Genomic DNA, 26355 nt, shown 5'->3' with positions numbered 1-26355 from the left:
GTCTTCGTTATATTAGAAGTGAAACAATATGTCCGGGTCCCCTTCGTCTAGAGGCCTAGGACACCGCCCTTTCACGGCGGTAACAGGGGTTCGAATCCCCTAGGGGATACCACAATTTTAAAATTATTGATTTATTTCGATAGTTTAAAACAAGCGTTAAATCTTAGCCTACAGGATTTAATGAGTATTCACTCTTTGGTAGAGTATAACGCCAGTCCGGGTCCCCTTCGTCTAGAGGCCTAGGACACCGCCCTTTCACGGCGGTAACAGGGGTTCGAATCCCCTAGGGGATACCACCTTCTTTTTTCGAAAAGAACATAAACCACTTAAATGTGGTTTTTTTGTGCCTAAAATTAGGCGAGTTGGTAGCGTGTTAAAAAAGCTCCAATGACGAATATGAGTAAATTTCCCAAAAGAACTCATCGCTAATATCTCATCGATATCTGTAACCTAATTCAAACAGCTCTTATCCATCATAGATCCTATTACGGATATACTCGATCACACCAATTACAGCAACCAAGCGAAAACACTATAAAATCCTCCAATTGATAACTTCAAATCCGCCTTAGAGAGCTTTCAAACTAGAACGATTCAAACCAATACTAAGCACTGCCTACTCACAACCTGCTATTCAATTCATCAATTAGTGACTTTATTAAATTCATTAACTAAATCGCTATTCAACTCTGTGCTTATAAAGTCTTATTTAACTGTAAATTTGAGACAAAAAAAGAAGCCATTAAGGCTTCTTCTATAAACAATGACGAAATTATTTTCCCAAGAGGACTGACATTATATAGCAGCTTTACTTAGGCTTTGATAATGCGACAACCTGAATATAGCCAGCGACAGTAATACCAATAAGCCAACTGAACCCACAACAACACCTTGCCATTCAGCTTGAACCCAAAACATCATCAAGTAAGGCCCTCCAAGAGCTGCGCCGAGATAATAACTACAAAGGTATAGTGATGTTGCTTTAGCCCTGTGAGAGGACGCCCTGATGGCCACAAATGAGTTACAACAGCTATGGGTTAAAAAGAATCCACTTGCTGTTAATAAAAAGCCTATAACGATAGCAAATAAATTATCAACTAAGGTCAGTAAAGTACCCAAGAACATCACAACTAATGCGCCGCGATATAAAAATTCCACCCCAAATTTAACCACCCACTTTGCAGATAAGTACGAAGTAAAAGTGCCACTGAGATAGCATAAGAAAATTAATGTCGCACCGAAACGACTAAACCCATACGGCTCAGCCATGAGGTGTAATTGAATAAAACTAAACTGGTTTACCATCATCATAAACGCTATGCCACCAATGACATACACTAAGCGCATTTGATGATCCGTTAAGTGATAAACAAAGCCGCCAATATCTTGTTTTATCTTCAAAAAGGTACTTTGCTTATCTAATTGTGGGGCATTTTTTTGCTCACATCGAGGTAATAGATAAGTCACCAAGGCGATACCCGTTAAGGTCACCAAAAAATTCACCATCATTGCTGACTGCCAATCAAAGTATTGTGACAATAACCCACCCATCAGGCGTCCGCCAATACCACCAAGACTATTGGACATAATGTAAATACCTGCAGCTTTTAGCATAAAGCTCGCTGGCAGTTGCTCTTTAAAATAAGCCATCGCAATGGCTGGTACGGCAGCTAACAAAACCCCTTGCAGTAACCTCACCATCAACAAAGAGTCAAAGTCTTGTACAAAAATCAGTAAGATATTAGAGGCTGCGAGTAACCACATACTCACCATGATCGGCATTAACCGCCCGACTCTATCGGAAATAACCGCATACAACAGTAATGAAAATGCCAGTGAAAAACTGGTAAAAGATAGAATCAATGTAGCTCTAGCACCTGAAACCTCAAAGTGTTCAGCAATGGATGGCAACATCCCCTGCATGGCATATAGGTTTATATAAACCACGACAGATGCTAAGCACAAAGCCCAAATTAAGCGTATTTCAGATTTTGGCCGACAGGTTTTAGTCCTTGTAGATGCAGACAATTCAGGCACAACTTAAGCCTTAAATAAAAATTGATGAAGAATTTGATTATTACCCGAAAACCAACATAAGCAATGGCGGAAATATTAAGATGTGACTTATGCCCTAAAATGATTCTTAGGGCATTATATTTATAGGTTGAGTGAGTTAAACCTAACGAAAACTAATGAGGGACTTTTTTCATCACAACTTCAGTGGTGAACTTGTCGTTGTGGATGACTTGAAACTTTTCATAGGTTTGAAAAATTACCTGCTCATTGTAGGTAATCATTGCCACCACCCCATAATCCACCGCATCATCAATACCTTCAGCAGGTAAAGTAAACTTAAACGGCACTGGAGCTCTGGCAATATCGAAGGTCTTTTGTGAAATGATTGAACCTGGGGTATTAAAGTCAATAATGGCAATATTGATTTTACAGCCTTGAGGCAAGGCTATTTTTTCTAAGTAGCCCGCATAGCCATTAATAACCACTGGCGGCTCAGGTTGAACGGTGACACAAGCACTTAGCATTAATGTTAATAACGAAAATATCGCCATTTTAAATGAAAATTTCATAAATTATCCTTTTGTCATTCTAAGTAGGCCTTCTTGGGTTGCTGATGCAACTAAACGGCCTTGTTGATCAAAAAACTGCCCCTTTACAAAACCGCGACCACCGCTAGCATTGCTGCTTTCAACACTGTAAAGCAACCAATCAGAAAAGTTAAACGGTCTATGGAACCACATCGCATGATCAATAGTCGCCATCCTAACGCCAGGCGTTAAAAATGAAACCCCATGAGGCTGAGCTGCGGTGACTAAAAAATTAAAATCAGAGGCATAAGCCAATAAATATTCTTGTACATTATGATCCGTTGGGATTTTACCACTGGCACGCATCCAGATATATCGTTTGGGCTCAGTGGAATCAGGCGCGATGGGGTGCGAAGGGTTAACTAAACGCATCTCAATCGGTGAGTCAGTCATAAACTTTTCAAGTATTCTTGCTGGGATCTTATCTCGCATACTCACAGCAAGTTCTTGCTGATTAAGTATGCCTTCAGGCCCGGGGACATTAGGCATTTCAGCTTGATGTTCAAAGCCTTCCTCTGGAGCTTGAAAAGAACAGGTCATATAAAAAATTGGCCTACCCTTCTGAATCGCTTTTACGCGTCTTGCACTGAAGCTGCCGCCATCACGCATATTTTCAACATCATAGACAATCGGTAACTTTTCATCACCGGCTCGTAAAAAGTAAGAATGTAAAGAGTGCACATGGCGATCTTCACTGACGGTTTGCTTAGCAGCGCTCAGCGCTTGCCCCATCACCTGGCCACCAAAAACATGACCAAAACCCAAGTCTTGGCTTTGACCGCGAAACAGCCCTAATTCAATTCGCTCTAGAGACAACAAAGACAAAAGGTCATTTAATACTTGGCTCATAATATTCCTAGCAGTTTATTTACTTATCACTAATATCATAGGTTAACTTAATAACCTTGGTTACTGGAAAATTTAATCGTAAATTGAGTCGCATATAAAATTAAATCTACCTAGAAGAAAAAATAGCATAACTTTTTCATCATTTGCGAGATCATAACCCCGTACAAAATCTCAAAAAATTGCTATGCTATTAGTCCATTCTAATTTAAATCAACACCCTGAAGCCTTAATTATATGCAATCTTGGATTTTAGCTATTAGACCACGTACTTTACCGGCTGCGATTGGTCCATTATTAATTGGTAATATTTTAGCACTACATTTAGAACTTTTTAGTTTTACAATTGCTTGTATCTCGATGCTGTGTGCTATTTTATTGCAAATAGCCGTAAACCTAGCCAACGATTATTTTGACTACAAAAACGGTATTGATACCGATGAGCGTGTTGGTCCAGTTCGAGTTACCCAAAGTGGCATGATATCTCCCAACAGTGTTCGAAATGCGATGATTTTGTGTCTTATTCTCGCACTTATCGTCGGCTCAGCACTGATTTTACACGGTGGTTGGCCTATCGCTATTTTAGCTGTAGCCTCATTATTAGGTGCCGTCTGTTACAGTGGCGGCCCGTATCCATTAGCTTCTCACGGTTTAGGTGAAATCGCCGCATTTGTTTTTTTTGGACTAGTGGCCGTAGTAGGTAGTTATTACTTACAGGCTGGGGAAACCAGTATCAGCGCTTGGTTACTTGGCAGCGCCATTGGTATGTTCAATGCTGCGATTATGCTCGTCAATAATACCCGTGATATCCAAACTGATACCAAAGCTGGCAAAAACACCTTAGCGGTTCGTATCGGCCAAGCTCAGGCAAGAGTGCTTTATCAAGCCTTAGTGTATTTACCCTTTGGGCTCATCATTGGCGGTTTTCTGATGGGCTACCTTGCTGGTTTACCGGTTTTACTCGCCGGGCTTTCCATCGTTTATGCCCGTCAGTTAAGTGGCGAGTTCAGTAACACCAGTGGTGAAGCACTCAATCCAATTCTAGGCAGAACCGCAAAACTCACAATGATTTTTAGCTTGTTATTTAGCATAGGTTTAGTGTTTAGTTTGCCGCAATAATAAAATATCACCAATAAAAAGGGCTTCTACTATTTAGTAGAAGCCCTTTTTTAATCTATTGATTTACAATAAGTCTTAAACTGCTTTTGCAATTTAAACTTTAGATAAGGTGCGCGCTTTAGCACTCCAATCTAAATGATACTTTTCACCCGCTGGCTTGTCAGTGCGTTCAAACGTATGAGCACCAAAGAAATCGCGCTGACCTTGAAGTAAGTTAGCAGGCAAAGTTTCACATCGGTAACTATCATAATAAGCAATTGCCGAGCTAATACATGGCGCTGGCGTGCCTTGCATCACTGATGCGGCAACCGTTTTACGCCAATTCATATGTTTAGCCGATAAGCTAGCACTGAAGGTATCAGCCATTAATAAGTTCGGCAGCTCAGCATTATCTTGGTAAGCCTTGGTAATTTCTTGCAAGAAAGTGGCACGAATAATACAGCCTGCACGCCAAATTTTGGCTATTTCAGCAAAATCTAAAGTCCAGTTTTGCTCTTTCGCGGCCATTGCCATTAGCTGGAACCCTTGTGCATAGCAGCACACTTTGGCGCAATATAGTGCATCTTCTAAGTTAGCAATAAATGCTGCTTTTTCTGCATCAGAAAGGGTTACAACGGCAGGGGCAGCAAGTTTGCTGTTAAGCTGTACTCGTAAATCTTTTTGAGTACTTACCGCACGGGCATAAACAGCTTCGGCAATCGTAGGCGCAGGGCAACCAATTTGTAAACTGCTTACCGCAGTCCAAAGGCCTGTGCCTTTTTGACCTGCTTTATCAAGGATCATCTCAACAAGGGGTTTACCCGTTAACGGATCATCTTGCTGCAATACTTCTGCACTTATCCCCATCAGATAGCTATTCAAGCTGCCATTATTCCAGCCATTGAAAATATCACCAATTTCATGGGCACTTAAGCCTAATCCGTCATGAAGCAATTGAAATGCTTCGCAAATTAACTGCATGTCCGCATATTCAATGCCGTTATGTACCATTTTCACATAGTGACCAGAACCGGCAGGACCTATGTATGTTGTACAAGGCTCGCCTTCAACAACTGGGTTACCAGGCTCAAAACGTTCAATGGGTAAACCTGTAGCAGGATCGACTTTAGCTGCTATGGCATTCCAGACAGGTGCTACATACTGCCATGCAGCTTTATCGCCACTAGGCATTAAAGAAGGGCCAAATCGAGCGCCAACTTCACCGCCAGAGACTGCAGAGCTAAAGAAAACAAACTGACCTTTATAACGTGCTTCACGTTCTACAGTATCAGTCCATAAACTATTACCGGTATCAACGACAATGTCATCTGACTCAATGCCCGCTTCAATTAATGATTTACACACTCCATCAACAGGTCCACCAGCAGGAACTGACAGCACAATAACACGTGGCTTAGTTAGAGATGACAGCATTTCGGTAAGATTATTACAAGCCAGCATTCGGGGGGCTGAATTGGCTTTTCTTTCCGCTTGTTCTTGATTAATGGCAGCATTAACTTTGACAGTATCTAAATCAAAAGCAGCAACCTGGTAGCCATTATCAACGATGTTTAACGCGAGATTCTTGCCCATAACACCAAGGCCAATAACGCCGATGTCTGAACTGAATGGTAGGGTATTCATTTATTATTTTCCAAAGGTCGCAGAGATTAATCGCGTATAGCGAATCCATTTGGACGGTGATTATACTGATTTGTGTAACTAAATTACAGTCATAATACGTGCATACACTTTTGCCAAAAGCGGCATATTAGATCACCAACAAGACTCTGAAAAAAATTATTCATATAAGACAACACCTTAATCTAGATTTTTAACTTTAGATAAGGAAGTTATGCTTTGTTTATCCGAGTAAAAGTTATTTTGCATTTCCTTTTACTGGCATTAAAAACACATATCAATCATTAAACCTGTTCACTTAACCAGCAATCCTAAATTGTATAGGTAAAGTGTACTTTCTCTAAATCCACCAGTTTTAACCAATTAAGCTAATGATTTAAAATTAGATTTTACCCCTCTGCCAATTAACACTTCTTGAATAAATTCCATTAAAAAATGTGATTAGGTTAATAAATACTACAATTAACCTGCAACCTATACCCCGAAATTGGTATATTCAAAAAATTCACATCTGCTACGGAAACTAATCAATGATTAACGCGACCACTCAAGACAAGCTTCAGCATCTTGATTACATGACATTATTAGTATTTTTAAGGCTATATGAATTTAAAAGTGGCAAGCTCACTGCTGAAGCTTTTAATGTTCCTCAATCAAAGATAAGCCGCTGTTTATCACGCTTGCGAGATGCATTTGATGACCCCTTATTTGTCAAAAAAGTAGCCGGTCTTGAAATTAGCGATAAAGCACAACGGCTCTACCCCATCATTAAAAAAATCGAGATAAACCACCTCGACTTAGCCCAAGAAATTGATAAAAGTAATGACAAACTTGATAACAAAGTTGTTATCCATGCTCCATCGGGCTTCACCAATGGCCTACTAAGAAATCTCTATCAATGTAGTTGCATGAGCGCCTGTGTGAAATCAGCGGTACTGCAAGACAATGGTCCCAATGATGAAGAAATGCTGCTAAATAGCCAATGTGATGTGGTGATAAGTTGCCAAGCATCTGGCCATGTAGGGATTCAAAATCAGAAAATATGTGAAGTGCGAGATACCTTCATTGTCGCAAGAGATGAGCACCCAATTTGGAATGAGATATACAAACCTATTCTTGATAGAGTGCTGAACTACCCGGTTATTTTGACCGAAGTGTTACACTTTAATAGTGACATTGAAGCCACACCACTGAAACAGTTTGCCGATAGCCGTAAACGCGAGCTCGACGTTGCAGCCAAAACTAATAATCTTAATGAAATTAGTGACTTCCTCATTGGCACTGATGCCATCACGTTAGTGGTATCACAAGGCGCGGTTGATCACTTAACTCAAAATGAAGCAATTAGGGCGCAAATGATACCGAAAACAGAGCGCGCCGAACTGATGCGTAATAAGCCTAATATGAACCTGTATATGCAAACCCGAAAATCAGAGCGCAAGTTAACTGATTGCGTTAAACATAAAATTGCACAACTGGTTACTCAGGGCGCCAATGGCAGCGATGAAGCCTGTCTATTTGAAAAATAAACACCAGCGACATAAACGCCGAGCAATGCTCACAACATTTAGGTGAGCAAACAATGCAAAGGCTATTACTGAGTTCAATAAATAATTTGATGCCGTTGCATCAAAAATAATAACCACAAGGTTTTTCAGTAAACTTATTCATAAAAAGCAGGCTATTTGATTAAAAATAGTCTGCTTTTTTGTATCTATCCTTAAGGCCTTATCAGCTTGTTACTTCACTTAATCTCTGTAATGTTAATACTGCCTTTGCCATAGGCTGGGTGGCCTTTTTGCTGCTCTTCAGGTAATCGATTAATGCAATAATTGATATAGAAAATATTAAATACCACGGTGAAAAACGTGTTCATTTTGAAATCAATTCCAAAATTCACATGGGCATAGTCTTGTAATGCAGAACGGGCCCTAAATGACCAAAACACGTACAAGAAGAAAGCGCCAAAAAGTAACAAACTACCTACTCCACTCAATAACCCCATTGCACTGTGTGACAGCACACCACCAAAGCCAAAGCAAACCGCGATAGCGATAATAAAGTCGTCATCAGCGGTGCGAATTGATGTAATTGCATCCATTTTGGGATACTTAGCAAATAACCAAATTATCGGGTAAATACCACCAGTAAAAATGGTTAACCAAAATAGTCTGCTGGTTTTAGTATTAATCTTTTCTGGCAGTTCTTTAATGTTGTTCATAAAACTTGATCAAACCTTTGTCATATTTACTGGTTAACAGTCATCTTTCTCAATTTCAGCCACGAGTAACTGAATTCGAGAATACATCTAGTTTAACGATAGATAGAATACCCTTGCCGATTATAAAATAAAAAACATCTCAGTTTGATTAAATAACACTATAAATCAGCACTTAACTCTCAGTTTAGACCAAATTTAGTCCTTAATATCTTTATATTCGATAAAAAGGCGTTATCCATAAAAAAACGAGCCATCAGGCTCGTTTGTTAACATGACACACAAACTAAACCGTGAGTTCCTTGGCCAACGCATCAGCATAGCCCATCTTAGTTAATGCCGTGCGAATAATATCTAGCGTCATCGGATCTTCAATAGTGGCAGGCATAGTATATTCGTTATTGTCAGCAATCTTACGCATGGTGGCGCGCAAGATTTTACCCGAGCGGGTTTTAGGCAGTTTTTGCACCGCGCTGACTAATCGAAAAGACGCCACTGGGCCAATTTCATGTCTCACCAATGCTAGTAACTCTTGATATAAAACTTCATCAGATAACTCGACGCCATTTTTAAGTACCACTAGCCCTAACGGTACCTGACCTTTGAGTTTATCTTGCACCCCAATAACCGCCGCTTCTGCAACCGCTGAATGTTGGCACAATACCTCTTCAAAGCGCCCAGTAGATAATCGGTGCCCAGCAACATTAATAATGTCATCTATGCGGCTCATAATATACAGGTAGCCATCTTCATCAATATAGCCCGCATCGCCCGTTAAATAATAACCTTGATACATAGATAAATAGCTCTCCACATAGCGTTTATCGTTGTTCCATAAGGTGGTTAAGTTACCCGGTGGCAACGGCAGTTTAATCACCACATTACCACTTTCATTGGCGCTAACTTGCTCGCCCATGGCATCGAGTACTTCGACCTGATAACCGGGTACTGGTCTTGCGGGCGATCCCGCTTTAATCTCGATAGGATCTATCCCCATCAAATTCGCCGCAACTGGCCAACCGGTTTCAGTTTGCCACCAGTGATCGATAACAGGTTTGGCCAATTTATCTTGGGCCCAATTGAGCGTGTCGGGATCGCAGCGTTCACCCGCAAGAAATACTTGCCCTAAACACGATAAATCAACACCTTTAACTAATGCTCCGTCAGGATCTTCGCGTTTAATGGCTCGAATGGCCGTCGGCGCGGTAAAAAAGCTTTTTACATTATATTGTTCGATGATCCGCCAAAAAGCCCCCGCATCGGGGGTACCAATGGGCTTACCTTCATACATCAATGTTGTTGCGCCAACTAATAATGGCCCGTAAACAATATAAGAATGACCCACAACCCAGCCCACATCTGATGCAGCCCAAAACACATCGCCAGCGCCGATATTATATATGTGCTTCATAGACCAGATTAGCGCCACCCCATGGCCACCATTATCTCTCACCACGCCTTTGGGTTGGCCTGTTGTACCTGAGGTATAAAGCACATACAGCGGATGGGTCGCTTCAACGGCGACGCAATCCACTGACAATGCATGGCTCACAGCACTTTGCCAGTCAACGTCCCTTGGGCTTTGTAAGTCTGCAGTATATTGAGGTCGATTGAGAATAACGCAATGGTCAACTTGGTGAGACGCTTGAGCTAAGGCATCATCTAATAGCGGTTTGTACTTCACCACGCCTGACGGCTCAATACCACAAGATGCCGATAAAATAAGTTTCGGTTTAGCATCATTAATCCGGGTGGCTAATTCATTGGCTGCAAAGCCGCCAAACACCACAGAGTGAATGGCGCCTATGCGGGCACAGGCCAGCATGGCATAGGCGGTTTCTGGCACCATCGGCATATAAATGACCACTCTATCGCCCTTTTCAATGCCAATGGATTGCATGTAACCGGCTAACCGGCTCACTTGGGATAGTAATTCTTGATAACTAATACTGTACTGATTTTGGGTTACAGGACTTATGTATTCAATGGCAATGCGATCACCGTGGCCAGCTAACACATGACGGTCAACAGCGTTATAGCAGGTATTCATTTCGCCACCAGCAAACCATTGATAAAATGGCGCATTAGCCTCATCTAACACACTATCAAACAGCTTATCCCAGGTAATGGCCTTGGCAGCCTTTCCCCAAAACCCTTGTTTATCCTGTAAAGAATCTTGATGCATTTCAATCCCTAAACCAGCCATAAGCTACTCCCCACTGAACGATTGACCTTTCACGCTAAGTCATACCTTTAAATAACTTACCGTGAGTAATATTGAATTAACTTCATTATGGCGTGGTTAAAAAAGTTTCCCCATTAGACCAAGGGATATAGAAATCTCAGCAATAACACATAAATAAAAACTTCAGTGTTATGATGCTAACTTAATGATAATTATAAGTTAGCACTAAAAATCACCATTAATTATTAACCTAATTAATGGCGTCTTTGCTACAATATTGAATTCACTATTCTGTCACTGCGCCATTCTTGCGCGCGGTAATCCCTAGGCCTTGGCAAGCTGTATTTACATTGTTTTTTAACAAAAACAGCCTTGGCAACTGGCGACAAACTTTACCTTTACGTAAACTTCATATATCTTGCATCAAAAGACGTACTTTTGGTGAAACGATGAGCGCAAATTTAAACCCACAATCCACTTATTCAATTAGTGATTTATCAAAGGAATTTGATATCACCACACGTAGTATTCGGTTTTATGAAGACCAAGGCTTAATAAAACCTAAGCGCCGCGGTCAAACACGTATCTATAGTTTAAAAGATCGTGTGCGCTTAAAACTGATATTACGAGGTAAACGTTTAGGTTTTTCGTTAGCGGAAACCCGTCGTTTGTTTGAGCTTTACGATGCAGATAAAAGCAGTACTTCTCAACTACAAACAATGCTCGATTTAGTAGAAGAGAAAAAAGCTTCTTTGCAGCAGCAAATGGACGATATCAAGGTGGTACTTATGGAACTGAACTCTGCTGAGCAGCAATGTAAGTCAGCCCTAGAGGAAAGTGTTAAATAGCGACTCATCATCGACAGCAAAAGATCCGTTTAACTGAATAATAACAGCAACAATATAAAAATTATAAGCCTAAGGAACAAGATAGTTTCACGGCGCAAATAGCTAATATTCAACAGGACACAAGACAATGACATCACTCTATACAAGCCTTAATTTCGGCCTGGGCGAAGACGTGGACATGCTTCGCGATGCCGTACATGATTTTGCCAGCAACGAGATTGCGCCCATCGCGGCGCAAGTTGATCAAGATAATGCTTTTCCTAACCACATGTGGCCAGTTCTAGGAGAGATGGGACTCCTTGGCGTCACCGTGCCTGAAGAGTATGGCGGCGCGAATATGGGCTACCTTGCCCATGTCGTCGCCATGGAAGAAATCTCCCGCGCCTCTGCTTCTATTGGCTTAAGTTACGGCGCCCACTCAAACCTTTGCGTTAATCAAATTAACCGTAATGGCAGCGCTGAGCAAAAAGCCAAGTACTTACCCAAATTAGTTAGCGGTGAACATATCGGCGCACTGGCCATGAGTGAACCTAATGCGGGCTCAGACGTGGTGTCAATGAAGTTAAGCGCCCGTAAACAAGGCGACCGTTACATTCTTAATGGTAACAAAATGTGGATCACCAATGGTCCTGATGCTGACACCTTAGTGATTTATGCCAAAACTGATGCAGACAAAGGCCCACATGGCATCACTGCATTTATTGTTGAAAAAACCTTTAAAGGATTCAGCACCGCACAAAAACTCGATAAATTAGGCATGCGCGGCTCCAATACCTGTGAATTGGTATTTGAGAATTGTGAAGTCCCTGAAGAAAATATCTTAGGCGGCCTTAACAATGGCGTAAAAGTACTGATGAGCGGCCTTGATTACGAACGCGTGGTGTTATCAGGTGGGCCGTTAGGCATCATGAATGCCTGTATGGATATTGTCATGCCTTATATTCACGAGCGGGAACAATTTGGTAAATCCATTGGTCAATTCCAATTAGTCCAAGGCAAGCTTGCCGATATGTACACCGGCATGAACGCTGCTAAATCCTACATCTATAACGTGGCCAAATCTTGTGACCGCGGCGAAACCACCCGTAAAGATGCTGCTGGCGCAATTTTATATAGCGCCGAGCTTGCCACAAAAATGTCACTGGATGCGATTCAGTTACTAGGTGGCAATGGTTACGTCAATGAATATGCCACAGGGCGTTTATTACGTGATGCCAAGTTATATGAAATTGGTGCGGGAACCTCAGAAATTCGCCGCATGTTGATTGGACGTGAGCTGTTTAATGAATCCAAATAGCTGTTAAATTTGGATAGCCAATCCAAATAGCTGTTAAATTTGGATAGCTAATCCAAATAGCTGTTAAATTTGGATAGCTAATCCAAATAACTTCTAGAATTTAGCTAGTTAGCAGCACACTAAAAAATACAATCAACACCAAATTATTCAAAAGTTAACGTCAATAGCAAAGTGTTTAGTGCGTAGCGTGGTTGAGACCCCATCCCCCTTTAGACTCAGCCATGCTAACGCCTCACTTGACTCATTAAGGATATGAATTGTGACGCAATTGAGCAGCCGTATTAACGCCCGTAGTGACGAGTTTAAAGCCAAGCATGATGACATGGTGGCATTAGTTGATGATCTAAAAATCAAACTCACCCAAATTGAACAAGGTGGCGGTCCCGTCGCCCTTGAACGCCACCTGTCACGAGGTAAATTGCTGCCCCGTCATCGAGTCGAAAAACTGCTCGATCCCGGCTCACCCTTTTTAGAAATATCCCAATTCGCCGCCTATGAAGTTTATGATGAAGCTGTGCCCGCAGCCGGTGTGATTGCCGGTATTGGCCGTGTAAGCGGTGTTGAATGTATGATTATCGCCAATGACGCCACCGTTAAAGGCGGTACTTACTACCCTATTACGGTGAAAAAGCATTTACGGGCCCAAGACATTGCCAGTCGCTGTCATTTACCTTGTATCTACCTAGTGGATTCAGGCGGGGCAAACTTACCAAGACAAGATGAAGTGTTTCCCGATCGCGATCATTTCGGGCGTATTTTTTACAACCAAGCGCAAATGTCAGCTAAAAGCATTCCGCAAGTGGCTGTGGTCATGGGTTTGTGTACAGCAGGTGGCGCCTATGTTCCCGCCATGGCAGATGAGTCGATTATCGTAAAAGAGCAAGGCACTATTTTTTTAGCCGGCCCGCCATTAGTTAAAGCCGCTACCGGCGAAGAAGTAACCGCCGAAGAATTAGGCGGCGCTGAAGTACATACTAAGATTTCTGGTGTTGCCGACCATTTAGCCCAAAATGATGACCACGCACTTGAGCTTGCCCGTAAAGCCATTTCACGCTTAAACCATCAAAAGCAAATTACAGCCCAGCTAAGTCCATCAAAGCCACCTAAATTCGATATCAGTGAATTGTACGGCATTGTCGGTACCGACCTTAAAAAGCCCTTTGATGTTAAAGAGGTTATTGCCCGGGTTGTTGATGACTCAGATTTTGATGAATTTAAAGCCAATTACGGTAACACGCTGGTTTGCGGCTTTGCCCGCATTCATGGCTACCCTGTCGGCATTGTGGCTAACAACGGCATTTTATTTTCTGAATCTGCCCAAAAAGGCGCGCACTTTATTGAATTGTGTTGCCAACGCAAAATCCCATTACTGTTCCTGCAAAACATCACTGGTTTTATGGTAGGTAAAAAGTACGAACATGAGGGTATTGCTAAGCACGGCGCTAAAATGGTTACCGCAGTATCTTGTGCCAATGTGCCTAAATTTACCGTCATCATTGGTGGCAGTTATGGCGCGGGTAACTACGGCATGTGTGGCCGTGCATTTGAGCCCACCATGATGTGGATGTGGCCCAATGCCCGTATCTCAGTCATGGGCGGCGAACAAGCTGCAGGTGTATTGGCCACAGTTCGCCGTGACGGTTTAGCCCGTAAAGGCCAAGACTGGTCTGATGAAGACGAGCAAGCCTTTAGAAAACCGATTGTTGAGCAATATGACAAAGAAGGTCATCCCTACCATGCCAGTGCACGCCTGTGGGATGACGGCATTATCGACCCTGCTCAAACGCGTGATGTAGTGGGTTTAGCGTTATCGGCGGCGTTAAATGCGCCTATTGAAGATACCAAGTTTGGTGTGTTCCGCATGTAATTGCGGTTATTCATTCAATATCAATAGGAGCATGCAAACATGGCAATAGCCAACCCATATCAATACATTCAATGCCAGCTTAACCAAGGCGTTGGTGAATTAATTTTAGACCGCGTTGAAAAACATAATGCCTTTGATGAAGTGATGATTAATGAAATGATCACCGCCATCGAAGCCTTTGCCGAAAACGACCAATGCCAGCAATTAATATTGCGCGCCAACGGTAAAAACTTCAGTGCTGGCGCTGACCTTAACTGGATGCGCAAGCAAGCCAAAATGGACTTTGAGCAAAACCTCAATGACGCCCATGAACTGGCTAAATTAATGCACGTGCTAGATAAGTTTCCTAAGCCGACTATCGCCTTAGTCAATGGCGCAGCCTTTGGCGGCGCACTGGGATTAATTTGCTGCTGCGATATTGCCATTGCCAATGAGCGCGCAAGCTTTTGCCTCAGTGAAGTCAAACTCGGTTTAATCCCTGCGGTTATCAGCCCTTATGTGGTGCGAGCCATGGGCAACCGCCAAGCACGACGTTATATGCTCACCGCCGAGCGCTTCAGTGCCACTGTAGCCTTAACTCATCAAATAATTCATGAAGTTAATGATGATTTAGACGCAGCAGCCCAGCCGTTTATCGAGGCCTTTAACGCTAACAGTCCCCAAGGCATGGCATGGGTTAAAACCTTAGTGTCCCACCTTGAAGATGGCGTGATAAATGACGCCACCCTTGCCCATACTAGCGAGCAGATTGCCCGCATACGTGTATCAGACGAAGGCCAAGAAGGCCTCAATGCATTCTTTGAAAAACGTTCACCATCATGGCGTGCTCAATCGACTAAAAGCAGCGCTAAGACTGATGCACAAGGAGCCCAATAATGTTTACTAAGATTTTAATTGCCAATCGTGGTGAAATTGCCTGTCGCATCATCAACACCGCCCGCGCCATGGGCGTTCGTACTGTAGCGCTTTATTCTGATGCCGATAAAGATGCCCGCCATGTCACCATGGCCGATGAATCTTTCCACATTGGTGGCAGCGCTCCGGCTGATTCATACCTAAAAGCTGATTTGATCATTGAAATTGCGAAAAAGTCAGCCGCTGAAGCGATTCACCCCGGTTATGGTTTCTTGTCTGAAAACGCTGACTTTGCTCGCAACTGTGAGCAAAACGGCATTGTATTTATCGGCCCAGGCAGTGATGCCATTGATGCTATGGGCAGTAAAAGCGCCGCCAAAATGATTATGGGCGCAGCCAATGTGCCATTAGTGCCCGGTTATCATGGTGATGACCAATCAGATGAAACCCTACTGGCTGAAGCTGAAAATGTTGGTTACCCCATGCTGATTAAAGCGGCCTATGGCGGTGGTGGCAAAGGCATGAAGATTGTTGAAAGCCAAGCTGAAGTGCTAGCAGCGATTAACTCAGCTCGTCGAGAAGCGGCATCATCGTTTGGTAATGACAAATTATTAATGGAACGCTACTTACGCCAGCCACGTCATGTGGAGCTACAAGTGTTTGCCGATACTTTCGGTAATACCATCTATTTATCAGATCGTGATTGCTCCATCCAGCGTCGCCATCAAAAAGTGGTCGAAGAAGCGCCAGCCCCAGGGCTGTCAGATGCACTGCGTAAGCAAATGGGTGAAGCGGCAGTAGCCGCAGCTAAAGCCATTGATTATGTGGGCGCAGGCACGGTTGAGTTTCTATTAGATACTGATGGCAGTTTCTACTTCATGGAAATGAACACCCGTCTACAGGTTGAGCACCCAGTTACAGAAATGGTCACCGGGCAAGACTTAGTAAAATGGCAACTAATGGTCGCTAGTGGCAGTGAGTTGCCCCTTACCCAAGCTGAAGTGCGTATTCATGGCCACGCCTTTGAAGCTCGTATTTATGCTGAAGATCCCCGCAATGAATTTTTACCCGCGTCAGGCAAGTTAACCTTCTTGCGCGAGCCGGATCAAAACCGTCATGTACGCATTGATTCAGGCATTCGCGAAAATGATGTCATTAGTAACTTTTACGACCCAATGATTTCAAAACTGATTGTCTGGGACGAATCTCGCCCCCGCGCACTGCAGCGCTTAACCCACGCATTAAGCTCGTATCAAATCAGCGGCCTTAAACACAATATCGAGTTCCTCGCTAATATTGCTGAGCATAAAGCCTTTTCAGACGCCAATTTTTGTACCGACTTTATCGAGCGCTATTCCGACAGTTTAATTGGCAATGTTACTGATGAGTCAGACAACGCACTGGCATTAGCGGGGCTTTATCAAGTATTAGCTCGCCAGCAAGCGGCAAAATCCACCGCCACCAACAGCCACGACCCTTACTCACCGTGGGGACAAGTTAGTGGCTTTAGACTCAATAGCGCCAGCGTGCATCATGTTGCCCTACTCAGCGACAGCAGTGACGAGCAGCAATTGCACAATCTCGTCATCACCGATTTAGGCGATGCACTGCATCTTAACCTTAACGGCCAAGCATTATCGCTTGCAGGCACCATTAAAGATGACATGCTGCAGGCTGAAATTAATGGCCATAAAAGCAACATTCCCGTCAGCCATCAAGGTGATGACTTTACCTTGTTCTTACCGAGCGGCAGCTATCACTTTAAAGCGATATTAGCCCAAATAGCTGAAGACACCATTGATAGCGCCGACAAATTAAAAGCGCCAATGAATGGCACTGTGGTCACTCACTTAGTTGAGGTGGGCGATAGGGTCACTGAAGGCCAAGGCTTATTAGTGATGGAAGCGATGAAAATGGAATACACCATTGAAGCGCCATTTGATGGTGTGGTCAGTGAATTTTACTTTCAAAGCGGCGAGCTCGTCACCGATGGTGCCCAACTGCTAAATGTCGAGCCAACAACACTTGATGTCACAGCGCCTGAATCTGCTGACTCGGAGGCATAAATGTTACCGAGCAATCTCCCGACTCAGGTCAGTATTTTTGAAGTTGGTGCCCGTGACGGACTGCAAAATGAAACCACGGTCTCTATTGAAAACAAAATTACTCTTATTGAGCAGTTAGCCGCTGCCGGTGTTAATCGTATTGAAGCGGCCAGCTTTGTTTCACCTAAGTGGGTGCCACAAATGGCCGACTCAGGTGATATTTTACGGCAAATAAAGCGTAAACAAGGCGTGGTCTACTCTGCCCTCACCCCAAATTTAAAAGGGCTGGAACTTGCCCTTGACGCTGGCGCAGATGAAGTGGCCATCTTTGGCGCCGCATCAGAAAGCTTCAGCCAACGCAATATTAACTGCTCGATTGACGAGTCAATCGCCCGCTTTGAGCCAGTCATGGCGCTCGCTAAAGCGCGAAACATTAAGGTACGCGGTTATGTTTCCTGTGTACTGGGCTGCCCCTATGAAGGCGAGATAAAGAGCACAGAAGTGGCCCGCGTGTCTGAAATACTTTACAAAATGGGCTGTTACGAGATCTCCCTCGGAGACACCATTGGTGTTGGCACGCCACTAAAAGCCCGTAAGATGGTTGAAACCGTCGCTAATTTAGTGCCTGTCGATAAACTGGCGCTACACTTTCATGACACCTACGGCCAAGCATTAGCCAACATTCAAGCCTGTTTAACCACAGGCGTAAGCGTAATTGACTCATCGGTCGCAGGCCTTGGCGGCTGCCCTTATGCCAAAGGCGCATCAGGTAATCTCGCCACTGAAGATTTAGTTTATATGCTCCATGGCATGGGCATAGAAACTGGCATTGATTTACACAAACTTGCCCAAGCAGGCAATCAAATCAGCCAAGTATTGGGCCGCACCACAGGTTCAAAAGTCGCCCAAGCGCTAACGGTATAGGCCATTGTTTAAAGTCAGTGCTTAATAGCGCACATTAAAACGATATAAATTTGCAAACCGCAAACTGAAAAGGACAAGATTATGGCAGGACTCAACAAAGTCGTTCACAGTTACCAAGAAGCCCTAAATGGCCTCAATAACGACATGACAATTATGGTCGGTGGCTTTGGCCTGTGTGGTATCCCTGAAGGCCTGATTAATCATATGGTGACCACAGGCGTAACTGGGCTTACCGCTATTTCAAACAACGCTGGGGTTGATGATTTTGGTTTGGGCTTATTGTTAAAGCAGCGCCAAATTGCCACCATGATTGCCTCATACGTGGGTGAAAACGCCACTTTTGAACAGCAAATGCTATCAGGTGAGTTAAATGTCATCTTAACCCCACAAGGCACCTTGGCTGAAAAAATTCGTGCTGGCGGAGCGGGTATCCCAGCCTTTTTCACTGCAACTGGTTACGGCACGCCAATCGCTGATGGTAAAGAAACCCGTGAAATTAAAGGCCGTCATTATGTGCTTGAAGAGTCACTAACCGCCGATTTCGCCTTAGTTCGTGCATGGAAAGCCGATACCATGGGTAACTTAATCTTTCGTAAAACAGCGGCTAACTTTAATCCTATGATGGCTACCGCAGGCAAAATTACCGTGGTAGAAGCGGAAGAAATTGTCCAGCCGGGCGAGCTAGACCCAAACCATATTCATACCCCTGGTATTTATGTTGATCGGGTGATTCAAGCAAGTTTTGAGAAACGTATTGAGCAGCGCACCGTTAAACCTCAACCTGACAACCAAGCATAAGGAGCAAGATCATGGCTTTATCAAGAGAACAACTTGCTCAACGTGTAGCCCAAGAAATGCAAGACGGCTTTTACGTTAACTTAGGTATCGGTATTCCGACCTTAGTGGCTAACTACATTCCTGCAGGCATGAGCGTGATGCTGCAATCTGAAAACGGCCTATTAGGTATGGGCGAGTTCCCAACTGAAGACACCATTGACGCCGACCTCATCAACGCAGGCAAGCAAACAGTCACCGCAGTTGATGGCGCATCATTTTTCTCATCGGCTGAAAGCTTTGCCATGATCCGTGGCGGCCATGTCGATTTAACCGTGCTCGGCGCTTTTGAAGTTGATGTAAACGGCTCAATCGCCTCTTGGATGATCCCAGGTAAATTGATTAAAGGCATGGGCGGCGCCATGGATTTAGTGGCAGGCGCTGACAATATTATTGTCACCATGATGCATGCTGACAAAAAAGGTAACTCTAAGTTATTACCTTTATGCGAGCTGCCATTAACCGGCTACGGCTGCATTAAACGTGTCATGACTGACTTAGCCTTTATGGAAATCAAAGACGGCGCATTCCACTTATTAGAACGTGCTCCAGGTGTGAGTGTTGAAGAGATTCAATCTAAAACTGCAGGTAAGTTGGTTGTGCCAGAGCATGTACCAGAAATGGTGTTTTAACTTCTAGCCAAAAGTTAAATTTATTGGCTTATTAAGATCAAAAGCGAGCTTCATTGAAGTTCGCTTTTTTGTTGGCTGCCAACTTCGGTTGAATTATTTAGTTTTTGAAAGATTAACGTCGTGGCGCTTCGCCCACACCAGACCAAAAGGGAGTGAACCGCAACTCCCTCTTGGAACACCCACCCGCTCCAACGAAGTGTTATTCCTCTGACTTACTAAGCCAATTGACTACCGCCTTAGATTCGCCATCCATGGCTCAACTAAGGCTATGTCGGCGTCCTGCCTCCATCACGTCAATTAGCTTAACGTCATCGGACACTTCAAATGGAGATTGTTGAATCGGCAGGTTTGTTTTTAATTAGATATTCAATTTACTTTACCTAAACTTATTTTCTTCACTTATTGCCTTCTAAATAAACTCGTTCATATACATAATAAATATACATAATCCAACAGGTATCAATCACTATAAGAATCAACATTGGTGAAAATTTATCAAAGAAACCTAAGATTGCTGAATACAATCCAGTGGAAGCATAAACACATAAGAAAATAAGTTTGAAATCTGCATCATATTTAAACAGTTTTATTTCTTCCTGTGTAAAAAGCGCGACTAAAAATATAATTCCACTTACAACTCCGACTGCATAATTTCCCAAAAAAGTGAAAAATAGACTTCCTTGCATAAACATAATTGGAATTATCGACGACTGTATAAAAGAATAGGTATCTTGACGCTCACAGCCTTCATACGGATTTTCCATTTATATCATTCCCTTTGGTTATTATCTAAATTCTGGCCTACAAATCATTACTCAAAATCTGAGGGTTCCCACTTATTCGTTAGCGGATAACACTGGCTTGCTATATTTATTCAGCCCCCCAACAAAAGATATGGTACTAAAAAACAATATAGGTGTTTTAAATTCTGTCCCTTGGGGTTGCGCCTTTATCAAAAGTTACTCCCGATTTCATATAATAAGTGGGAACAGATCAAACTTTCTTTATCGTACAGCAAAATTAATCTGCGGGTTCGATGATCTCCGTTGGAAGTGTCTGAATCCGTTAAGCTAATTTTAGTGATGGAGGCAGTTCATTCTCTTGCATCCATGCACTTCATGACATTCAAGCATCCAGTCTATCGAAACTGATATTACCTCAGTTGAGTCATGGTCACTCTGATATCCCTGTCTTCGAGACATTCATATATCCACATGTAACCCTCCCTTATATCGATCATATTTTAAGAGAGGGTTACAGAGGATATTTAACATTCATTATACTAATCAAAAAAATATAGACCTCAACTGTCAAATGATAAGTTTGAACGCCAAACATTTCTTTTTCCATGTTCAATAATATCTATATAACCTAGTGATTCTAATCTAGCTAATTGCTCCCTTATCACGCTTTTCACTGAACCGATTTCGAGAGCTAAGTCATTTTCTGAGGGCAAATTCTGACCAGATTTATAATGCCCATTTAAATATTCAAAAACAATCCTGAATTGGAAATGTTGGTTTAACATTTTATTCAATCTAACTTGATATGCTACTCCATCAATCAATGCGTTAAAAAGTTTTGGGTGTTCTATTTTATATTCTTCAAGGTTCAACTTTGGTGCTTCAATAACATCAGCTAGATGTGCTAAGTTTTTAAAACCTGTCAGTGCTAATTTTTCATCTAAATTCATAATGGTTCCTATTTATACAATGGATAATAGAGTTTAATAATCAGAATTCTTGCTTCTGATAGTTAATTTAAAATCAATCACCCCTTAGGTGGAAATGGATCATTTCCGTGAGAATCCCGTTTGCGAATTCGACCATCTTGCCTATGAATAAATAATTCTGATTTCTGATTTTTTTCAATCTCTCTTGCAACTTCTATTGCAGAAGATTGAGTTGTGTGTCGACTAGTGAACCTTTCGTTTCCAGCACCTTTAACTCCCCATCCACCTTCAGGATGTGGAACTGCATGTTGATTTTTTCTTGGCATATAAACCTCTGTTGTGAAATGCCTTTATATAGTAACAAAATAACCAAAAAAACACAACATGTAGTAAAAACTCACACAAATAACACTATATATAGACTCAAAGGAGCATGTTTTAGCCAAGATAACAATGAAACCTGCGGGCTCAATTCACTCCGTTGGAAGTGTCCGAATGCGTTAAGCTAATTTACGTGATGGAGGCAGGACGCCGACATAGCCTTAGTTGAGCCATGGATGGCGAATCTAAGGCGGTAGTAAATTCGCTTAATTAAGCATGAGGATCAACACTTCGCCGGAGCGGCAAGAATCTTTATATATGAATCAGCGAAAAGGGAAATGCTGTTGTTTCCCTTTCGTCTGGTGTGGGCGAAGCACCACGACTTTAATCACTGTGACCGCAGGTCATAAATAATCGAATTAAACTAATCCAAACACTCCAATAGAACCTACAGATTCAACAATCTACATCGTAAGCCGCTGATGATGTAGAAGAATTTGTATTGAAAAATGAACATGAGTTTGCAGCTAAGGCTTTATTCGCCCTGATAGGTTAGCCATAAACAACAATGGCAACATTACTGTTGCCATTCATCATTCACTACAATGCTGATGATTAATCTCAGCAGTTATAAAGTACTAATATTAATCATCACGGGTTAGCACTTCTAATAATTCAATTTCAAAGAATAGATCAGAATTAGGCGGGATTTTATCGCCAATTTTGCGCTCGCCATAACCAAGGTGAGCAGGGACTGACAGTTTACGTGTTCCGCCGACCTTCATTGGGTTGTCGCCAATAATACCTTGATACCAACCTTGGATAACCCGTTTAGCGGTGATCACCACTTGAAATGCTTCTGAGCTATCAAATACGCTGCCATCGGCTAATTTACCGGTATATTTACAGGTGATTAATGCACCTTTTTCTGCGGCTTTGCCTTCACCAACCGTGATGTCGGTAATATTAAGTTCTGCAAGGGAGGTCATACGAATGCCTTTTCTATAAAATAATGTCGCTATGATAACAGCAAATTGACTCAATTCAGATGCTAAAAATAACTCATAGTTAGTATTTTGCAGCGTTTTTCATCGCTAAATGCTGTTGTAAACATGCTTAGATACTGCCAAACGTTTTTAGCCTATCTTCATTGTCGCTGGGGTAATGACCGCCATTGTTAAATAAGTGGGATCAAGAAAAATGGTTCTTAGAAAAGTAAGAGGCGGATTGCTGTTGTTTCCCCTCTTCGTCGGGTGTGGGTGGATAACCCACGACGTTGACTTTAGCAACCGACAGCTTGTAATCCTGCCACTAACTCTCAATCACCAATCACCAGCTATCAAGTTACATCCAACCAAACAAACCATCAAACAAACCATCAAACCATCAAAAATCAGCCACAAAAAAGGGAATACCTTGGTATTCCCTACTTCACTAACTCACTAGCTAAAGCTTTGATTACAACTTTAACCAAAACGATGGCAACAAATCTCAACTTAGCCATTCAATCGGCAGATTGAAAACCTAGAAGTGATATCTCACCCCAGCAATGGCTTCTAATTTCACTTTAACATCATCAAGTATATACAAGGTCGGTTGTGCTTCAGCAAAAAAGGTAAAACGCTCCACTTTAGCGTGAGCACCAAACACCGCTCTAGCACCTAACTGAATATCATCTTTATGTGAGTCAGCAATTTTACCCCCAAGGCCCCAATAAAAATTTGGGTTATCTTGGAAATTAAAGGTTCTATCCATAGTAAAAGATAACTCGTCAAATCCAACACCAATCTTGTAATCATCAATTTTGACATTGATACCTGAATCACTACCCACCATTAAACCCACTTGTGGCGCGGCGTTAACTGATGAACTGCTAAAAAGACTGAATAAAGCGATGAGGGTTAAAGCCAGTGTTACGGATCTCATGTGATACCTTGCTAGATGCTAAATGGGGCAACATCCTAGCGAGTTAGCACAAGGGAGTAAATCAATTTGTGCTAACTCAATGACAAAAAACACTATGTATTAAAAGTATCAAAAACAAAAAATGCTGCCTTTACAATGGTTTACTAACAGACTTATAACTCTTTCGCTGCATTATTACTAGCGGCATCAACTGATTTATTTACCGATAAACCTTGAAACTTTTCAGTCAAATTAATCAACTGCCCCGTCAATAAACTCATGCTGTAACCCAGCATAGCGCCAATTAACAATGGCGGTAATATTGCAGCAATATCGCCTCCCATGGCAAAAGTGACACAACAGCCAATAAATGCCCCAGGAATGAATGCCAGCTTTTGATAGCTTGCCTGTAAACACATTGCTGAGGTTGCGATAGCTGTAAAGAGGTAACCAAATGTCGGTGACACAAACAAGCTACTGCCAGCAATAATTAACCAGCCCCAAAATACACCTGATAAATTAGTGCTCATGGCCATGAACATACCTTTTATGCCTGATTCAGCCTGAGCAAAAAAAGTACTACAACTTAAAAAGCCAATCCAAGTAACTAACTGAAATACATCGGCCACACCAGCCCATAATCCCGCCAAAAGCCCTGCTGAAATGGCTATCTGCCAACGATGTTTCATAGTTTTCCCCTTGCACATAGTTTATAAAATAAAATGAAGAGTTCTTTAAAAAATACAATTGCGCATAATGTACGCTATTTGCAGCCTGAGTAAAAGTGATCACACACGTGTTTTAATTAATTGCCCACCTGCCGCAACCACAGCGTTAGCACTATATTCAATATTAGTGATTCAAAATAAACTATTAACCAGAATGAAAATTAGGAACGGTTAACGGCTTCGTACAAAAAAACAACAAATAATCAAAATCTTGCAGTCTGCAACTGCTACAAGAAAGTGATAACCATCAAACTTTAGTAACAAATTACCCTCTAATTTGTAGATATTTGTATTTTCATGCTTCAGCCGACATTTATCACCACTGGAGTCCATTAGTCTGGTTATATTAGACATAATGATATCAATGAGGGCTTTAATGAAATCCACTCTCTCAACCTCAAGGTTAGACCTTGCAACCAATAGCCTCGACTGGGTTATGGGTCAAACGATTAAACGCTCTTTAAGCTTGAAAAATGCGGTTGAAGTTGATGTTGACGCCAAAGACTATATCCCTGAAAAACCCATCGAAACCCTCTATATTCACATTCCTTTTTGCCATACTTTATGCCGTTTTTGCTCATTCCATAAAATCAAATTTGTTGAAGGCATTGCCAGAGAGTATTTCAAAGCCCTGAGAAAAGAAATTAGAGAAGTTATTGCCAAAGGCTATACCTTTAACCGGGTTTATATTGGCGGTGGTACTACGACCATTTTAGAAGATGAGTTGATTAAAACCATCGAGATGATTAAATCGATCACCACGGTACGCGAGGTCTCTTGCGAAAGCGATCCAATCTACTTTAAAGAAGGCAATCCACATTTACTTAAAGGCTTAGTGGATAGAATGTCCATTGGGGTGCAAAGCTTTGACGATAAGATTTTAAAAGCCAGTGGCCGTTTTGAAAAGTTTGGCTCGGGATTACAGCAAGCTGAATACGTTAGCCGCGCCATTGAGGTCATCCCCACTGTAAACCTCGATATGATGTATGGCTTTAAGGTGCAAACGCCTGAGTCAATTGCTTGGGATCTTGAGCAAACGATTCGCTTAAGCCCTGATCAAATTACTACTTATCCACTGACTATCGGCATTGGTAAAAACCGTAAAAAAGCAGGTAGCCTTGCAGGTGAGCCTAATGAGCTTTGGCCGCAATTTCTAGCTGTTAAACAAGCGTTAGGTGACAAGTACATAATGGAGTTCCCATGGACATTTAGCCGTAATTTTGGCCAACCAGTTGAAAACAAATATGTGCTCGACGGTGAAGATTGCTTTGGGGTTGGCTCTGGTGCCTTTGGCCGCTTTGGCGAGCAATTCAACATTTCCAGCTTTGATATCCCAACCTATATTGAGCGTATCAATGCCGGCCATAGTGGTACCTGTTATACCAAACCTCTTGAGCAAAAAGCGCTAATACAACATCACTTAATGATGATGATGGGTCATGGTGTATTAGATAATCAACAATTTAAAGCCCATACCGGTAAAACATTGTGGCAGGCATTTCCCCTAGAAATGAGTTACTTGCATGCAGCTGGGGCAATAAAGAAACAAGGCAGTAACTACCGCACTACCACTGAAGGGCAATTTATTGCGCTGAAAATGTTCTCCGGTTTCTTAGCGGGAATGGACTATCTGCGCGAGCAAGCAAGGGAGTTGCCGTTATCACAACAGCAAGACCGCGAATTAACTGAATCAGTACTTACGTGCACTAACTAAATGCTATAACTAGGGCGATAAACGTGGTTTTGAGTTAAACTTTAGCAGCCATTGCCACAATACTGAATCGATGTAGCATTCACAGGGATGTGAGTGCTAGTTTCAAATCAATCACTCAAATC

23 protein-coding genes and 2 tRNA genes are annotated in these 26355 nt (G+C 42.4%); 13 read left to right on the top strand and 12 right to left on the bottom strand.

Annotated features, from left to right (window positions below):
• Positions 1-36 precede the first annotated feature (36 nt).
• Both AB4140_RS13710 and AB4140_RS13705 read left to right on the top strand, forming a co-directional pair.
• Positions 37-112, top strand: a tRNA-Glu gene (locus AB4140_RS13710).
• A gap of 108 nt (positions 113-220) precedes the next feature.
• A tRNA-Glu gene (locus AB4140_RS13705) sits at positions 221-296 on the top strand.
• Positions 297-795: 499 nt separating this feature from the next.
• On the opposite strand, the gene AB4140_RS13700 is transcribed toward AB4140_RS13705, so the two are convergent.
• From AB4140_RS13700 to tesB, 3 genes are all read right to left on the bottom strand, one after another.
• The gene (locus AB4140_RS13700) at positions 796-2028 is read right to left on the bottom strand and encodes an MFS transporter (protein ID WP_372001357.1); all 1233 of its coding nucleotides are present in this window, start codon (positions 2026-2028) and stop codon (positions 796-798) included.
• A gap of 161 nt (positions 2029-2189) precedes the next feature.
• Entirely contained in the window at positions 2190-2585 is a 396-nt protein-coding gene (locus tag AB4140_RS13695) for a YbaY family lipoprotein (RefSeq protein WP_076540422.1), read from the bottom strand.
• Positions 2586-2588: 3 nt separating this feature from the next.
• Positions 2589-3452 (bottom strand): acyl-CoA thioesterase II, encoded by an 864-nt coding sequence (gene tesB / locus AB4140_RS13690; RefSeq protein WP_102477013.1) that lies wholly within the window; start codon positions 3450-3452, stop codon positions 2589-2591.
• Positions 3453-3686: 234 nt separating this feature from the next.
• On the opposite strand from tesB, the gene AB4140_RS13685 reads away from it, so the two are divergent.
• A complete protein-coding gene (locus AB4140_RS13685; RefSeq protein WP_102439476.1) occupies positions 3687-4568 on the top strand; it encodes a 1,4-dihydroxy-2-naphthoate polyprenyltransferase in 882 nt (293 codons plus the stop codon).
• A gap of 93 nt (positions 4569-4661) precedes the next feature.
• Here AB4140_RS13685 and gndA read toward each other — a convergent pair whose 3' ends face one another.
• On the bottom strand, positions 4662-6191 hold the full coding sequence (gndA, locus tag AB4140_RS13680; RefSeq protein WP_372001353.1) for an NADP-dependent phosphogluconate dehydrogenase: 1530 nt from the start codon (positions 6189-6191) through the stop codon (positions 4662-4664).
• 527 nt (positions 6192-6718) lie between these two features.
• On the opposite strand from gndA, the gene AB4140_RS13675 reads away from it, so the two are divergent.
• Positions 6719-7717 carry a LysR family transcriptional regulator gene (locus AB4140_RS13675; RefSeq protein ID WP_372001351.1) on the top strand — a complete coding sequence of 333 codons (999 nt, stop codon included), beginning with the start codon at positions 6719-6721 and terminating at the stop codon, positions 7715-7717.
• Between the two features lie 215 nt (positions 7718-7932).
• Here AB4140_RS13675 and AB4140_RS13670 read toward each other — a convergent pair whose 3' ends face one another.
• On the bottom strand, positions 7933-8409 hold the full coding sequence (locus tag AB4140_RS13670; RefSeq protein WP_102520632.1) for a hypothetical protein: 477 nt from the start codon (positions 8407-8409) through the stop codon (positions 7933-7935).
• 283 nt (positions 8410-8692) lie between these two features.
• Entirely contained in the window at positions 8693-10612 is a 1920-nt protein-coding gene (locus tag AB4140_RS13665; RefSeq protein WP_372001348.1) for a propionyl-CoA synthetase, read from the bottom strand.
• 428 nt (positions 10613-11040) lie between these two features.
• Between AB4140_RS13665 and AB4140_RS13660 the strand changes: the two genes are divergently transcribed.
• From AB4140_RS13660 to AB4140_RS13625, 8 genes are all read left to right on the top strand, one after another.
• The gene (locus AB4140_RS13660; RefSeq protein WP_102436306.1) at positions 11041-11439 is read left to right on the top strand and encodes a MerR family DNA-binding transcriptional regulator; all 399 of its coding nucleotides are present in this window, start codon (positions 11041-11043) and stop codon (positions 11437-11439) included.
• Positions 11440-11566: 127 nt separating this feature from the next.
• Positions 11567-12736, top strand: a complete 1170-nt coding sequence (locus tag AB4140_RS13655; RefSeq protein WP_102477009.1) for an isovaleryl-CoA dehydrogenase — start codon at positions 11567-11569, stop codon at positions 12734-12736.
• 259 nt (positions 12737-12995) lie between these two features.
• Positions 12996-14603: a carboxyl transferase domain-containing protein gene (locus tag AB4140_RS13650; protein WP_372001346.1), complete on the top strand. Its 1608-nt coding sequence runs from the start codon at positions 12996-12998 to the stop codon at positions 14601-14603.
• Between the two features lie 39 nt (positions 14604-14642).
• Positions 14643-15479 carry an enoyl-CoA hydratase-related protein gene (locus tag AB4140_RS13645; RefSeq protein ID WP_102436300.1) on the top strand — a complete coding sequence of 279 codons (837 nt, stop codon included), beginning with the start codon at positions 14643-14645 and terminating at the stop codon, positions 15477-15479.
• On the top strand, positions 15479-17524 hold the full coding sequence (locus tag AB4140_RS13640; RefSeq protein ID WP_372001343.1) for an acetyl-CoA carboxylase biotin carboxylase subunit: 2046 nt from the start codon (positions 15479-15481) through the stop codon (positions 17522-17524). The genes AB4140_RS13645 and AB4140_RS13640 overlap by 1 nt, the downstream gene beginning before the upstream one ends.
• On the top strand, positions 17525-18427 hold the full coding sequence (locus tag AB4140_RS13635) for a hydroxymethylglutaryl-CoA lyase (protein WP_102436296.1): 903 nt from the start codon (positions 17525-17527) through the stop codon (positions 18425-18427).
• 81 nt (positions 18428-18508) lie between these two features.
• Positions 18509-19225 carry a CoA transferase subunit A gene (locus AB4140_RS13630; RefSeq protein ID WP_102477007.1) on the top strand — a complete coding sequence of 239 codons (717 nt, stop codon included), beginning with the start codon at positions 18509-18511 and terminating at the stop codon, positions 19223-19225.
• 11 nt (positions 19226-19236) lie between these two features.
• Positions 19237-19893 carry a 3-oxoacid CoA-transferase subunit B gene (locus AB4140_RS13625; RefSeq protein WP_102436292.1) on the top strand — a complete coding sequence of 219 codons (657 nt, stop codon included), beginning with the start codon at positions 19237-19239 and terminating at the stop codon, positions 19891-19893.
• Positions 19894-20288: 395 nt separating this feature from the next.
• Here AB4140_RS13625 and AB4140_RS13620 read toward each other — a convergent pair whose 3' ends face one another.
• The 6 genes from AB4140_RS13620 to AB4140_RS13595 all read right to left on the bottom strand — a co-directional run bounded on the left by AB4140_RS13620 (position 20289) and on the right by AB4140_RS13595 (position 24480).
• Positions 20289-20657 (bottom strand): hypothetical protein, encoded by a 369-nt coding sequence (locus AB4140_RS13620; RefSeq protein WP_282166671.1) that lies wholly within the window; start codon positions 20655-20657, stop codon positions 20289-20291.
• Between the two features lie 539 nt (positions 20658-21196).
• Complete coding sequence (locus AB4140_RS13615) at positions 21197-21586, bottom strand: GntR family transcriptional regulator (RefSeq protein WP_372001340.1); 390 nt, start codon at positions 21584-21586, stop codon at positions 21197-21199.
• Between the two features lie 77 nt (positions 21587-21663).
• Positions 21664-21891, bottom strand: coding sequence for a DUF2188 domain-containing protein (locus tag AB4140_RS13610; protein ID WP_102440645.1), 228 nt, complete (start codon positions 21889-21891; stop codon positions 21664-21666).
• A gap of 639 nt (positions 21892-22530) precedes the next feature.
• Positions 22531-22875 carry an FKBP-type peptidyl-prolyl cis-trans isomerase gene (locus tag AB4140_RS13605; RefSeq protein WP_102477004.1) on the bottom strand — a complete coding sequence of 115 codons (345 nt, stop codon included), beginning with the start codon at positions 22873-22875 and terminating at the stop codon, positions 22531-22533.
• Between the two features lie 535 nt (positions 22876-23410).
• Positions 23411-23812 carry a hypothetical protein gene (locus AB4140_RS13600; RefSeq protein ID WP_102440648.1) on the bottom strand — a complete coding sequence of 134 codons (402 nt, stop codon included), beginning with the start codon at positions 23810-23812 and terminating at the stop codon, positions 23411-23413.
• A gap of 152 nt (positions 23813-23964) precedes the next feature.
• A complete protein-coding gene (locus AB4140_RS13595; RefSeq protein ID WP_372001337.1) occupies positions 23965-24480 on the bottom strand; it encodes a DUF1097 domain-containing protein in 516 nt (171 codons plus the stop codon).
• A 415-nt stretch (positions 24481-24895) separates the two neighbouring features.
• Between AB4140_RS13595 and AB4140_RS13590 the strand changes: the two genes are divergently transcribed.
• The gene (locus tag AB4140_RS13590) at positions 24896-26233 is read left to right on the top strand and encodes a coproporphyrinogen III oxidase family protein (RefSeq protein WP_303414403.1); all 1338 of its coding nucleotides are present in this window, start codon (positions 24896-24898) and stop codon (positions 26231-26233) included.
• The last annotated feature ends 122 nt before the right edge of the window (positions 26234-26355 follow it).

This window comes from Shewanella sp. 10N.286.51.B2, from assembly GCF_041469265.1.
Classification (GTDB): domain Bacteria; phylum Pseudomonadota; class Gammaproteobacteria; order Enterobacterales; family Shewanellaceae; genus Shewanella.
Note: the sequence above shows the minus strand (reverse complement) of the source record. Positions and strands in the feature narration are given on the sequence as shown.

Coding starts and splice junctions, on each gene's coding strand:
- tesB (WP_102477013.1), bottom strand. CDS start 3,452: ATGAGCCAAGTATTAAATGACCTTTTGTCTTTGTTGTCTCTAGAGCGA.
- AB4140_RS13620 (WP_282166671.1), bottom strand. CDS start 20,657: ATGGAAAATCCGTATGAAGGCTGTGAGCGTCAAGATACCTATTCTTTT.
- AB4140_RS13635 (WP_102436296.1), top strand. CDS start 17,525: ATGTTACCGAGCAATCTCCCGACTCAGGTCAGTATTTTTGAAGTTGGT.
- gndA (WP_372001353.1), bottom strand. CDS start 6,191: ATGAATACCCTACCATTCAGTTCAGACATCGGCGTTATTGGCCTTGGT.
- AB4140_RS13625 (WP_102436292.1), top strand. CDS start 19,237: ATGGCTTTATCAAGAGAACAACTTGCTCAACGTGTAGCCCAAGAAATG.
- AB4140_RS13600 (WP_102440648.1), bottom strand. CDS start 23,812: ATGAGATCCGTAACACTGGCTTTAACCCTCATCGCTTTATTCAGTCTT.
- AB4140_RS13665 (WP_372001348.1), bottom strand. CDS start 10,612: ATGGCTGGTTTAGGGATTGAAATGCATCAAGATTCTTTACAGGATAAA.
- AB4140_RS13695 (WP_076540422.1), bottom strand. CDS start 2,585: ATGAAATTTTCATTTAAAATGGCGATATTTTCGTTATTAACATTAATG.
- AB4140_RS13670 (WP_102520632.1), bottom strand. CDS start 8,409: ATGAACAACATTAAAGAACTGCCAGAAAAGATTAATACTAAAACCAGC.
- AB4140_RS13595 (WP_372001337.1), bottom strand. CDS start 24,480: ATGAAACATCGTTGGCAGATAGCCATTTCAGCAGGGCTTTTGGCGGGA.
- AB4140_RS13640 (WP_372001343.1), top strand. CDS start 15,479: ATGTTTACTAAGATTTTAATTGCCAATCGTGGTGAAATTGCCTGTCGC.
- AB4140_RS13590 (WP_303414403.1), top strand. CDS start 24,896: ATGAAATCCACTCTCTCAACCTCAAGGTTAGACCTTGCAACCAATAGC.
- AB4140_RS13685 (WP_102439476.1), top strand. CDS start 3,687: ATGCAATCTTGGATTTTAGCTATTAGACCACGTACTTTACCGGCTGCG.
- AB4140_RS13605 (WP_102477004.1), bottom strand. CDS start 22,875: ATGACCTCCCTTGCAGAACTTAATATTACCGACATCACGGTTGGTGAA.
- AB4140_RS13615 (WP_372001340.1), bottom strand. CDS start 21,586: ATGAATTTAGATGAAAAATTAGCACTGACAGGTTTTAAAAACTTAGCA.
- AB4140_RS13630 (WP_102477007.1), top strand. CDS start 18,509: ATGGCAGGACTCAACAAAGTCGTTCACAGTTACCAAGAAGCCCTAAAT.
- AB4140_RS13655 (WP_102477009.1), top strand. CDS start 11,567: ATGACATCACTCTATACAAGCCTTAATTTCGGCCTGGGCGAAGACGTG.
- AB4140_RS13660 (WP_102436306.1), top strand. CDS start 11,041: ATGAGCGCAAATTTAAACCCACAATCCACTTATTCAATTAGTGATTTA.
- AB4140_RS13645 (WP_102436300.1), top strand. CDS start 14,643: ATGGCAATAGCCAACCCATATCAATACATTCAATGCCAGCTTAACCAA.
- AB4140_RS13675 (WP_372001351.1), top strand. CDS start 6,719: ATGATTAACGCGACCACTCAAGACAAGCTTCAGCATCTTGATTACATG.
- AB4140_RS13610 (WP_102440645.1), bottom strand. CDS start 21,891: ATGCCAAGAAAAAATCAACATGCAGTTCCACATCCTGAAGGTGGATGG.